General features: G+C 45.4%; 11 protein-coding genes and 1 pseudogene. 9 read left to right on the forward strand and 3 right to left on the reverse strand.

Features of this window, described 5'->3' with window-relative positions; all coding sequences use genetic code 11:
* The first annotated feature begins 107 nt into the window (after positions 1 to 107).
* From R7P67_RS04755 to R7P67_RS04775, 5 genes and pseudogenes are all read left to right on the forward strand, one after another.
* Positions 108 to 842: an amino acid ABC transporter ATP-binding protein gene (locus tag R7P67_RS04755; RefSeq protein ID WP_151515608.1), complete on the forward strand. Its 735-nt coding sequence runs from the start codon at positions 108 to 110 to the stop codon at positions 840 to 842.
* Positions 842 to 1,639 (forward strand): amino acid ABC transporter permease, encoded by a 798-nt coding sequence (locus R7P67_RS04760; protein WP_239945299.1) that lies wholly within the window; start codon positions 842 to 844, stop codon positions 1,637 to 1,639. The genes R7P67_RS04755 and R7P67_RS04760 overlap by 1 nt, the downstream gene beginning before the upstream one ends.
* 9 nt (positions 1,640 to 1,648) lie before the next feature.
* Positions 1,649 to 2,467: pseudogene (locus R7P67_RS04765) on the forward strand (transporter substrate-binding domain-containing protein).
* 81 nt (positions 2,468 to 2,548) lie between these two features.
* Positions 2,549 to 3,469 (forward strand): amino acid ABC transporter permease, encoded by a 921-nt coding sequence (locus R7P67_RS04770; protein ID WP_262653609.1) that lies wholly within the window; start codon positions 2,549 to 2,551, stop codon positions 3,467 to 3,469.
* Between the two features lie 92 nt (positions 3,470 to 3,561).
* Entirely contained in the window at positions 3,562 to 4,380 is an 819-nt protein-coding gene (locus tag R7P67_RS04775; protein WP_213960951.1) for an EAL domain-containing protein, read from the forward strand.
* A gap of 106 nt (positions 4,381 to 4,486) precedes the next feature.
* On the opposite strand, the gene R7P67_RS04780 is transcribed toward R7P67_RS04775, so the two are convergent.
* Positions 4,487 to 5,020 (reverse strand): RNA-binding S4 domain-containing protein, encoded by a 534-nt coding sequence (locus tag R7P67_RS04780; RefSeq protein WP_213960950.1) that lies wholly within the window; start codon positions 5,018 to 5,020, stop codon positions 4,487 to 4,489.
* Between the two features lie 226 nt (positions 5,021 to 5,246).
* Here R7P67_RS04780 and R7P67_RS04785 point away from each other — a divergent pair, with 226 nt between their 5' ends.
* The gene (locus R7P67_RS04785) at positions 5,247 to 6,200 is read left to right on the forward strand and encodes an endonuclease/exonuclease/phosphatase family protein (protein ID WP_170890110.1); all 954 of its coding nucleotides are present in this window, start codon (positions 5,247 to 5,249) and stop codon (positions 6,198 to 6,200) included.
* A 17-nt stretch (positions 6,201 to 6,217) separates the two neighbouring features.
* Here R7P67_RS04785 and cra read toward each other — a convergent pair whose 3' ends face one another.
* Positions 6,218 to 7,198: a catabolite repressor/activator gene (gene cra / locus R7P67_RS04790; RefSeq protein ID WP_005386066.1), complete on the reverse strand. Its 981-nt coding sequence runs from the start codon at positions 7,196 to 7,198 to the stop codon at positions 6,218 to 6,220.
* 373 nt (positions 7,199 to 7,571) lie between these two features.
* Between cra and fruB the strand changes: the two genes are divergently transcribed.
* From fruB to fruA, 3 genes are read left to right on the forward strand one after another with little or no spacing between them, the layout of a single operon-like run.
* Complete coding sequence (fruB, locus tag R7P67_RS04795; RefSeq protein ID WP_005386065.1) at positions 7,572 to 8,705, forward strand: fused PTS fructose transporter subunit IIA/HPr protein; 1,134 nt, start codon at positions 7,572 to 7,574, stop codon at positions 8,703 to 8,705.
* Positions 8,706 to 8,714: 9 nt separating this feature from the next.
* On the forward strand, positions 8,715 to 9,686 hold the full coding sequence (gene pfkB, locus R7P67_RS04800; RefSeq protein ID WP_042520798.1) for a 1-phosphofructokinase: 972 nt from the start codon (positions 8,715 to 8,717) through the stop codon (positions 9,684 to 9,686).
* An 18-nt stretch (positions 9,687 to 9,704) separates the two neighbouring features.
* Positions 9,705 to 11,444: a PTS fructose transporter subunit IIBC gene (gene fruA / locus R7P67_RS04805; RefSeq protein ID WP_239945297.1), complete on the forward strand. Its 1,740-nt coding sequence runs from the start codon at positions 9,705 to 9,707 to the stop codon at positions 11,442 to 11,444.
* Between the two features lie 82 nt (positions 11,445 to 11,526).
* Here the strand turns inward: fruA and R7P67_RS04810 are convergent, their stop codons facing one another.
* On the reverse strand, positions 11,527 to 12,237 hold the full coding sequence (locus R7P67_RS04810; RefSeq protein ID WP_042520795.1) for a hypothetical protein: 711 nt from the start codon (positions 12,235 to 12,237) through the stop codon (positions 11,527 to 11,529).
* Positions 12,238 to 12,256 lie beyond the last annotated feature (19 nt).

The following is a 12,256-nucleotide window of genomic DNA, read 5'->3' on the forward strand; positions in this document are numbered from 1 at the left end:
CTGAATAGAGTCTTAAAATCATCGCCTAAACATTAGCTTATTCTTAATGAAATTATGCGCACAACTTGCTATTGTAAAAGGATATTTTTCCGTTATAGCGTGCCCCTTTGAAAGAGAATACTCCCGTCGTTGAGTTTAGCGACGTAAACAAGTGGTATGGCGATTACCACGCTCTAAAAGATATCAACTTCTCCGTGCATTCTGGCGAGATCGTCGTGGTGTGTGGCCCTTCTGGTTCAGGAAAGTCAACGCTCATTCGTTGCATCAACCATCTTGAATCGATTCAAGAAGGCCAACTTCATGTGTTCGACCAGCCTTCTCATGCAAAATCCCTTAAGCCCGGCAAAATCGGCATGGTGTTCCAGCACTTCCACCTTTTTCCTCATTTAACTGTACTGGAAAACCTTACCTTAGCGCCGATTCGCACACTCAAATTGTCAAAACAAGAAGCTGAAAAACGCGCACGGCATTACCTCAAGCGCGTCAATATTGAAGAACAAGCGAGCAAATACCCCATCCAGCTTTCCGGCGGTCAGCAGCAGCGCGTCGCGATTGCCCGTTCCTTATGTATGGAACCGGACTTACTCCTTTTTGACGAACCGACTTCGGCGCTTGACCCGGAAATGATCAACGAAGTGTTGGATGTCATGGTTGAACTGGCTCAAAGTGGAATGACGATGATTTGCGTCACGCACGAAATGGGATTTGCCAAAAAAGTAGCGAACCGCGTGGTATTTATGGATGAAGGCCAAATCGTGGAAATGAACTCACCGATCGCCTTATTTGAAACACCACAGCATCCACGAACCCAAGCATTTTTGAACCAAATTTTAAGTTACTGATGATAGTTCGCGTAATCAAACCCGTCCTTCAAGCTTTGCTGCAAATGATGCTCCTCTTCATCGCGATTGTGTGGGTGTTGGACTCTGGTGCCGCTGCTATGGGCTATCAATGGCAATGGGAACGCGTACCTGATTACATCGCTTTTTATGAAGATGGGGAATGGTGGCCAGCAGAACTTATCGATGGGTTATTGGTCACGCTAAACATCTCGGGTATTAGTCTATTCTTCACCTTAGTGTTGGGGTTGGTCACCGCGTTACTAAGGCTTAGCGATTCGAAAGTCGGCAATGTTATTGGCACCACTTATGTCGAGGTAATACGCAACACGCCGTTGTTGGTGCAAATCTATTTGCTCTACTTCGTGTTTGGCCCCGTGATTGGTTTGGACCGATTCAGTACCGCCGTTTTGGCATTGTCCCTTTTCCAAGGTGCTTACACTGCAGAAATATTCCGCGCAGGTTTAAACAGTATTCCTAAAGGGCAATTCGAAGCAGCACAAACACTCGGGTTATCACCGTTTTACACTTACAAAGACGTAATTTTGCCCCAGGTTTTACAGCGCACATTACCGCCATTGACCAATGAAGTGGTTTCTTTGATCAAAAACTCTTCCATTGTAAGCGTGATGGCGATTTTTGATTTAACAACACAGGCACGCAACATCGTCTCAGAGACGGCGATGCCGTTCGAAATTTGGTTTACCGTGGCAGCAATTTATCTTGCTCTCACTCTGTCACTTTCTGGCTTGTCTGCATGGCTAGAACACAAACTCGGAGCCAGTTGGCGCAGATTATAAGGAGATAACATGAAGTTATTCAAAGCGACCATTACTGCATTATTAGGGCTAGCCATAGCTATGCCTACAATCGCGAAAGAAGATGTCGCCACACCCAATGTAGATCAAATCAAAGAACGAGGAACTTTGCGCGTTGGTATGTCAACATTTGTACCTTGGGCAATGCGTAACAAGCAAGGTGAGTTAATCGGTTTTGAAATCGATGTTGCCAAACGCTTAGCACAAGATTCAGGTTTGAAAGTGGAATTCGTACCGACTGCGTGGGATGGCATTATTCCCGCACTACTGGCGAAAAAGTTCGACGTGATCATTGGTGGCATGTCTGTTACGCCTGAACGTTCCAAAAGCGTCTTGTTTACTGCGCCCTACTCGCACTCAGGCGTTCAAGTAGCAGCAAACAAAGAACTCGCCTCTGGTTTTAGCTAATTTTCGGATTTTGACTCACGACGCGTAAAAATTGCGGCTCGTCGCGGCGCATTCACCGTTCAAGTAGCCAGAGAAACCTTCCCGAAAGCGAAGATCCTGCAATTTGATGACGACGCGCAAGCGTTCCAAGAGGTGCTGAATGGTAACGCCCACGCGGTCATTGCTTCTAGCCCAAAACCAGAACATGAGACAGTGAAACACAGCGACAAACTATTCCTTCCATTCTCTGAGCGACTATCACAAGGTAACGAAGCCTTTGCAGTTCGCTTGGGGGAAGAAGATAAAAAGGCCTTTTTCAATAAATGGATTGAAGCAAGAACCCAAGATGGATGGTTAAAACAACGTTATGAATACTGGTTCTCGACATTAGATTGGCAAGATCAAGTCGCGCAAGGCCAGTAATCTAAATGGCTCGTGGACGCCGCGAGCCTATACTCTCCAATCATCCATTTTACTTTTCCATAACTTATCGGAGTCAAATTTTTGGGCGAACACACTACCACTCGCACAGCACCCGCGAAATCCAGCACAGGCTACCTTTTACCGCAATTAAACACACTAGACTGGGTACTACTTGTTATGTGCGGTATCGGTGGTGTTTGGCTGTACCATCGGTCCGCTGTTGGTGTGCATTATTTGTGGCAGTGGAAAGAGGCGCTTGAATTACTTTTCACGCCTAGAGCAGATGGTGGTTTGCCCTACTTCTTCCAAGGTTTGATTTCGACGTTAAGGCTCAGTATTTGGGGCATCAGCTTCGCATTAGTGTTTGGCACTTTGTTAGGCTTAGCACGCTTCTCTCGTTCCGTTTGGTTGCGCACACCTGCCAATGCGTTTATCCAGTTAGTGAGAAACATCCCTCCGTTGGTGTTTGTTTTTATTTTCTACTTTTTCATTTCTAACCAATTGATCCCGTTGCTCGGTTTGGAAGATCTTCTACGAAACTACAACGGCGAACCAAATGCGCTACAGCGCTTTCTGTTTGGGCCTTCTAACCTTTGGGAAAACCTTGCCTCTGGCGTGTTATGCGTCGGCATACTCTCTTCTGCCTACATTGCAGAAGTTGTGCGCGGTGGTTTACAAAGTATCGACCAAGGTCAGTGGGAAGCGGCTGACTCATTGGGCTTGTCTCGATGGGTGAAATACCGATTTGTTATCGCGCCACAGGTGCTTAAATCAATAACACCTGCACTTGCCGGTCAAACCATCTCTTTGGTGAAAGACACCTCTATTGTTTCACTGATTTCGATACAAGAAATGACGTTTGTTGGGACAGAGATGGCAAATTCATCAGGGTATATATTTGAAATTTGGTTGATTGTCGGCCTTGCTTACTTCTTAATTTGTTTTGGTCTGTCACTTATTTTTCGCCATATTGAAGCAAAATCGGAAGCCATTTCAAATTAACTCAACCGCATATGTAATTAGGCACATTTGATTCTTCAAATCAGAATTGCACCCTGTTACATTGGCAAGATGCTAAATTTTCGGCGTTTTTCATGGAGTTAAAGAATCAATCCGACTACGAGCGATACATAAAACAAGATAATCTTGGTGAATATTACGTAGTTCTCAATCAATTCACTTTTCACAGTGTTTATCAGCCAATTTTTGATAGACGCCAACGTATTATTGGTATGGAAGCCTTACTGCGTATTCGTGGCATTGATGGTTCCCTAATTCGTCCTGACGTGTTTCTGGCCAATAATGGTCTTGATCCCTACTTTCGCTTATGTGTAGAGTTTTTATCCAGAGCAATGCACATTCGAAATTTTGCACGCTATTTCGCGGGGACGCCGATCAAACTGTTTCTTAACGTCATGCCTCAAACGCTACTCACACTAACCAAAGACATGGGCTTTAAAGATAACGGCCTGCTTTACAAACGCCTTTCCGAACTTGGTATGAGCCCATCAGACGTCGTTTTTGAAGTAGTCGAAGAGTCATGCGGAAATACGGATTTATTAATCAAAGCCGTACAGTTAATGAAAGCGAATGGTTTTATCTTTGCTATCGATGATTTTGGCGCCCAACATTCTGACATCGCACGTGTTCAGCAGCTCTGCCCTGACATCATCAAAATCGATCGTTCTTATTTGCTAGACTACTGCGCCGGAGAAACCTTTTCCATACATAGCGCCGTTGATCTAGCGGATCATATGGGAGCAAAAGTCATTATAGAAGGGGTTGAAGAAGACGGGCAGCTACAAGCTATGTATCAACTTAATTTGGATTATTACCAAGGCTTTTACTTAGGAAAGCCTTGCGCCATTCATCACTGGACAGATAGCCTAAACATCGAGACGACAGTGCATTAACACTGCCCACTTACAGCACAGTGAAACCAAAAAAGCGCCGATATAATATGCTCGGCGCTTTTTAGTTTTACTCAGATGTCACTTATTTAGTTAAGCGTTCATTTCCCTAGAAAAAATCAATAGAATTACGTCCGCTCTTCGGATCACGAGTCGCTTGCGGTTTGTCTTCTTTTTTGCCTTTCTTAGCATACTGAGACAACGCTTCTTTCTGCGCTTTACGCTCTTTATGTGCCGCTTTACGGCCTGTTGATTTAGGCCCAGAAGCTTTAGGTGACTTACTTTGACGAGACTTATCTTTACGAGAAGACTGCGCTTCTTTTTTCGCTTTCTTTTCTGCTTTTTGCTCTGCCGTTTCAGGTTCGGTTACTGGCGCATCGCAAACCACAACATAATATTCCTGGTTAAACTCAAAAAAGTCACCATCATACATCTTGCGGCGCTTACGTGTTTCTAGTTCACCATTCACCGCGACGTAGCCTTCCTCGATGATATGTTTTGCTTCGCCGCCACCGCTGACCAAGTTTGCGATCTTAAAAAGCTTGTACAGTTCGATTGGATGCGCATCAACATCGATGCCAATCGCTTCGATCTCAATCTCTTCGCCTTCTAAATACTCTTCGTGGTCGTAATCTTGGGTCATGTTACTTACTCTTACTATTTGATGCCCTGAAGTTTAAACGCAATGCTTAAAAATAGAAACCTCTGGCGATGTTCAATCACCGATTCGCCTTGGCATTTGAGTACCTCTTAACCCATTTAACTTGTCGCTCGTTAGCTTGTATACCGATGCGTAGCTCAAACGAAGCTGCAATTACGCAACCTGAAGGTATATACTCTCTAAGTTATTGTTGAAAAGAGCGAATACTTTGTCTCAACCAAGTAGAATTACCTTTGTCACTGCGAACTTGTTTAATTTTGTCGCACCGCCTAACGCCTACTATGATTTCGAGAACATATACTCGTTAGAGCAATGGCGAGACAAACTTTCGTGGACGCAACGTCAAGTTGAAAAACTGGAAGGCGACGTGATTGGCTTACAAGAAGTGTTCAGTATCGAGAAGACCCAGGAATTTTTTTCAACCATCGGCTACCCCTACTTTGCGACCGTTGACACCCCACATGTTGAGGATGAGTACATTTACTCAAGCCCTGTTGTGGCAATCGCCTCTCGGTTTCCAATAGAAAAAGTACAAGCGGTAGAGTTTGACTTAGCAACGCTTGAGCCTTTTGGAGTAAGTGTTGCTCCAGAGTTCAGTCGCAAACCTATCTATGCCCAAGTAATACATCCTGTACTTGGTCATATCGCCGTTTACGTAACGCACCTGAAATCTCAACGCCCGGCCGACTCAGAACAACCAGAAACGTCTAGCACGATTATTGGGCGCTGGTTATCCACCCAGCAAAGAGGCTGGGAAGCAGCGATGTTAAGAGACGCGATGCAAAAGAGGTATCGAAAAGAACCAATGCCGACAGTGTTAATGGGCGATATGAATCAACCTATCACTCCTATCAGCGTTAACAGCGCATTGGTATCCAATACTGGTGACAGCGTCACTGAATTACAACTCAAAGATGGTTGGTTATTGCAAAGTGACACCCTGAAGGATGAACGCCCAGCCACGCACTATCATTTTTCCACTGGGAATGTACTCGACTATATCTTGCTCTCACAAGAGTTTGACACCTTATCAGATATATCGGTTGCCGAGGTTGTTGACTATCAGGTGTCTAACCAACATCTGATCAACCCGATTTATGACAGAGATAAAAACGCCAGCGACCACGCATTTGTGGCGCTGACGGCTGAAGTAAAGCTTTGAGCAACCTATTTAGTTACTTAGTGACGTTTCACAATTTTACGCGGGATAAGTTCTACGCCAGGCTTGTAACGCTTAGCGGAAGCATTGAGTGCTAACTCCATTGCGCTGTCCGCGATCAACTCAAACTGTTGAGGCAAAGAGTTGATTTTCACAGGCAAAAAGTCCAGCAGTCGATTATCACCAAATGTCGCTAAACGCACCTTTCCCATCAGTTCTGGTTTTTCTAGCATTACATCCAACACACCTTCTAACAGTGTGTATGACGTTGTAACAATGGCATCTGGCAATGCGTTCTCTGTTAACCATCTCTCTAAGACTTTCTTGCCTTCTTCCCGGGAGAAGTGTTGTCCATAACCCACTGTTGCCGTTTTACCACCTTGTTGAGAAGCAGATAGAAAACCGAGCTCACGCTCTTTTGAGACTTGAAGATCTTGCAATGCACCGATTAAGCCAATGGACTTAATATCCTCTGACAGTACTGACTGAGTGAGTTCAAGTGCGGCATCAAAATCTTCGCTGATGACACAACAAAAGTGCTCATCATCCATTGGACGGTCTAGCGCGATAACTGGCGTACCAGAATTTTGCAACTTAAGGTAATACTCGTTTGCAGTGGGCATACCACTTGCCACAAACAACGCATCAATGCGACGACTGACTAATGCTTCCGCCACCTTTTGCTCTGTATCAGGATCATCATCAGAGCAGCCAATCAAAATTTGGTACCCCGCTTTCCGAGAGTTCTGCTCTATCAGCTTTGCAAGACGCGCATAACTGGTGTTCTCTAAGTCTGGGATGATAAGCCCAAATGAGCGTGAATTACCTGCCCGCAAGGAAGACGCCGCATGATCTGGCTTATAATTGTACTCATCTACAACGGCCATCACCTTTTTCTGAGTCTTCTCGCTGATGCGGTATTTCTGCGCTTTTCCGTTAATCACATAGCTTGCAGTTGTCTTAGAAACACCCGCTAATTTGGCTATTTCATCCAGTGTCATATTCTAAACCTTATTCTGTGCGCGCGATCATATTAATACATCAACGATCTTTCGATAAGTTGAATTATAAGCTGAACCGATTCAGTATAAAAGCTGAAAGGATTCAGCAAAACTTAAAAATTGACGTAAATCACCCGAACACGCAACAAACCAATTTGTGAGCTAGGCTATAGGACAGCGGCAAAGGCTCGTTTGTTAACGTCAGTTTTTAAAACAGTTTTTCTGAGTCTTTTAAAAAATTTACCAACAAGCTGAATCGATTTAGCTTGAAAGATAAAAGGTTTGAGGAGTGATAAGCGCTCAGAAGAAGCGGCGTTCAACTTCTCACACAGAATACATTTTTAAATTGATACCTTAAGGCTGGAGAAGCACCATGCTTAAGCTAAATAAGAACGACATTACCCTCTCGCAATCAGCGACAGATAAGTTTGAAGCAATAAAGAGTATTGCTCATAGCCTGACTGATAAAGGCCTAGTTGAGCAAGGTTACGTTGAAGGCATGCTAAACCGTGAAAACCAAAACTCTACGTTTTTGGGGAACGGTATTGCCATACCGCACGGTACAACCGACACTCGTGCAATGGTGAAAACAACGGGTGTTGCTGTGCACCACTTCCCACAAGGTGTCGACTGGGGTGATGGCAATACTGTGTTCGTCGCTATCGGTATCGCAGCTAAATCTGATGAGCACCTTGGCATTCTTAAACAGCTCACCAAAGTGCTAGGCGCAGATGGCGTAGAAGAACGTCTGCGTAATGCAAAAAACGAAGACGAGATCATCGCCCTACTGCACGGTGATGTTCAGCTTGAAGCAGACTTTGACGCTTCTTTAATTCAACTGATGTTCCCTGCGAGCGACATGCTACAGATGAGTGCTGTTGCTGGTGGTCTGTTGAAAAATACGGGATGTGCTGATAACGAATTCGTTGCTGATCTCGTTACCAAACAACCAACTCACTTAGGTAATGGCCTGTGGTTAATTGGCAGTGACAAACATGTCACTCGCACAGGTGTGTCATTTGTCTCGACGGCAAACGACTGCGAATATGAAGGTCAAAAAGTGCGTGCACTTGTCGCGTTCGCGGCATGTAACAATGCTCACCAACCTATCCTAAAAACGCTTTCTAATATTGTGTTTAACAATGAACACGGCAAGCTTTTAGATGCATCAGTAGAACAGATTCTTGCTTTGTTCAAAGGTGAAGAAGTCACAGCTGCATCTTCAGAAGAAGGCAATACCGCTGTATTTAAAATCAAAAACTCTCACGGCCTACATGCTCGTCCGGGGGCAATGTTAGTCGCAGAAGCGAAAAAGTTTGAATCCACTATACGTGTTTCCAACCTAGACGGAGATGGAAAAGCAGTAAACGCGAAGAGCCTAATGAAAGTCATCGCGCTGGGCGTTAAGCACGGTCACCAACTTCAATTTACAGCAGAAGGCCCTGATGCGCCGCAAGCCTTGGAGTCTATCGGAAATGCAATCGCTTCTGGCCTTGGTGAAGGTTAAGGATCCGATATGACAAACAAAACAAATAAGGTTGTCACTATTACGCTCAACCCGGCATTGGATTTAACAGGTTCAGTAAATGAACTAAACGTTGGTTCCGTGAGCTTAGTACAGCAAAGCAATCTCCACGCTGCAGGTAAAGGTGTCAACGTAGCAAAAGTGTTGAGCGATTTAGGCGCAGATGTCACGGTTACCGGCTTTCTTGGTAAAGATAACCCTGAGCTATTCCATCAGCTTTTCAATGACATCGGCGTTAAGAATGAGTTTGTAGAAGTACAAGGTGCAACTCGTATCAACGTCAAGCTCGTTGAGGCTAATGGAAACGTTAGTGACATTAACTTCCCTGGTGTTCAAGTTACGGCAGAAGAAATCGCGCGCTTTGAAGAAACCCTATTCCGCCTTGCTGAAACACACGATTACTTTGTATTGGCAGGCAGCCTACCGGGCGGTGTTACTGCAGAGCAATGCGCTGCATGGATAGAAGCACTGCATCAACAAGGCAAAAAGGTGTTGTTCGACAGTAGCAAAGCCGCATTGAAGTCAGGTATTGATGCTCACCCATGGTTAATTAAACCTAACGATGAAGAACTTGGTGATTTTGTTGGCGAACATCTAGCAACACCTGAACAGTGCCAAGCTGCAGCGCAAACACTGAGCGACAAAGGCATAGAAAACATCGTGGTTTCTATGGGACCTGACGGTGTTATGTGGCTCAACCAAGGCGAATGGCTTAGTGCAAAACCGCCTCGAATGCATGTCGTGAGCACCGTTGGCGCAGGCGATACGCTGGTCGCTGGCTTGTGTTGGGGCCACATGCAACTGATGCCTAAAAACGATTTATTGCGCTTCGCTACGGCACTTTCTGCTTTGGCAGTTAGTCAAGTTGGCGTAGGGCTAACCAGTCAGGAAGAACTGGAAAATATCAAGCGACAAACTGAAGTTAGCGCGCTTTACCCTATTACAAACTTAGAACAAAACTAAGGAACAGAAGGTTATCGTATGAATATTGCCATTATTACTGCCTGTCCGAGCGGTGTAGCAAATAGCATCCTTGCGGCAGGATTACTAGAACAAGCCGCCGCAAAATTAAACTGGAATGCCAAAATAGAATGTCAATCAAGTGTGGTTGAACCAACACTATTGACGGAAGCTGACGTTGAACAAGCAGAAGTCATTGTCATTGCGGCAAATACTAGCGTCGACACTTCCCGTTTTGTAGGAAAAAAGCTTTACCAAGCGGAAATTAGCGAAGTAGCAAAAGACGCAACTGCGTTTCTCCAGCAAGCGGTTGAAAACGCCACTTTACTTGAAAAAGCAACCACACTTGCAGCCCCTATCACTGCAGATACAACATCAGCAGCGAAGAAAATTGTTGCAATCACCGCTTGCCCTACTGGCGTTGCGCATACCTTTATGGCGGCAGAAGCTTTAGAAGAAGAAGGCAAGCGTCGTGGCCATCAAATCAAGGTGGAAACTCGTGGTTCAGTTGGCGCTAAAAACCAACTGACTGAGCAAGAAATTGCAGATTCCGATCTGGTGATCATTGCTGCGGATATTGAAGTGCCACTTGATCGCTTTAACGGAAAAAAGATGTACCGCACGAAAACAGGCCCAGCTCTGAAGAAAACAGCCGAAGAGATGGACAAAGCATTCGAGCAAGCCACGGTGTATCAACATTCTGGTTCAGCTAACTCTTCATCTACCACCGAAGAGAAAAAAGGCGCTTACAAACACCTAATGACGGGTGTTTCGCACATGCTTCCTGTTGTCGTTGCAGGTGGTTTGATCATCGCACTATCTTTCGTGTTCGGTATTGAAGCATTTAAAGAAGAAGGCACACTAGCAGCAGCCTTGATGAACATTGGTGGTGGCTCTGCATTCGCATTGATGATTCCTGTACTTGCTGGTTACATCGCGTTCTCAATTGCTGACCGTCCGGGTCTGGCTCCCGGTCTTGTTGGTGGTATGCTAGCAAGTTCAACGGGTGCTGGTTTCCTAGGTGGTATCGCAGCTGGCTTCATTGCCGGTTACGCAGCGAAACTCCTCGCAGATAAGGTGAAACTGCCACAATCGATGGAGGCGCTTAAACCGATTCTGATCATTCCATTTGTAGCAACATTGTTCACTGGTCTTGTGATGATCTACATCGTAGGCGGCCCAGTTTCAGGCATCATGAACGGCCTGACTGACTTCCTAAACAACATGGGTTCTGACAGTGCAGTACTACTGGGTATTATCCTTGGCGCAATGATGTGTTTCGACCTAGGAGGCCCTGTCAACAAAGCCGCTTACGCATTTGGTGTTGGCCTTCTGGCTTCACAAACTTACGCGCCAATGGCGGCAATCATGGCCGCAGGTATGGTTCCTGCGCTAGGTATGGGTTTAGCGACCTTCATTGCGAAGAACAAATTTGAACAAAATGAACGTGAGGCTGGTAAAGCATCATTTGTCTTGGGACTGTGTTTCATCTCTGAAGGCGCAATTCCATTTGCTGCGAAAGATCCAATGCGCGTGATTCCATCTTGTATGGCCGGTGGCGCGCTTACTGGTGCCCTATCGATGCTATTCGGTGCGAAATTAATGGCACCACACGGCGGTCTATTCGTGCTGCTAATTCCTAACGCAATTTCACCAGTATTAATGTATTTGGTGGCTATTGCAGCAGGTACAGCGGTAACTGGCTTTACTTACGCATTCTTAAAAAGCAAAGCAGAAGCGAAACAAGAAGTCGCAGCTTAATTAGAGCGACTCCGGTTAACAATGCCACCCTCGAATTTGGCATTTAGCACCTCCCTTTAATTCCGGTTAAGGGAGGTGTTTTTTATTCCGCAGCCGGAACGGCTACAATGTCTACTTCCCCACTGTTCATATCCACCGTTGCTTGATAAGCGCTATGCGGGTCACCGTAGTGCTTGAAGGTAAAGTGGTAAACGTTAGCTGGCGTCCACAAGGTTTTTGAATCTGCGGGCAGAATGTCATAGCCATCTTGCTGATAAAGCTCTGTCGCCATTACATTTGCGATTGCCGCCTGCTGGTTAGCGTCTCGATCCACCTTTGGCTCTAGTGACGGGTTACTTGGATAAGATTCACCGTTGTAACTCATGAGTCGATATGAGCCATTACTCCAAACGATAAAGTCCTGCCAACCATTACTGTAACTGTCGGCTAGTACAATAGGCGTGCGAGTTACCGACATTCGATTGATAACGTTTCCCTCATTATCAAACATATATGCAGAGCAGCCACCACTACCACAGAAATAGCGATCTTGAAGCAACACTATGTGTTCTGCCTTGCCGTCGCTGTTTAGGTCGGCGCTACCCGATAGATAACGTAGGTTGTCTTGCTCGAGCGACAGCCCTTCAGGGGCTAAAACCTTACTATCAATCCAACTGGAAATGACTTCGGCACTAACACTGTTAATTTTAGGGGCAGGTTGTTTGGTTTCTGTCGGCATGCTATCCGTCGCGGTGCAGCCAACCAAGGTGAAAGAACCAACGAAGAAGAGTCCGTTTAATATGCGCTTATTCATGTAATCTCAATCTTTGATG

Source organism: Vibrio sp. Vb0937 (assembly GCF_033338855.1).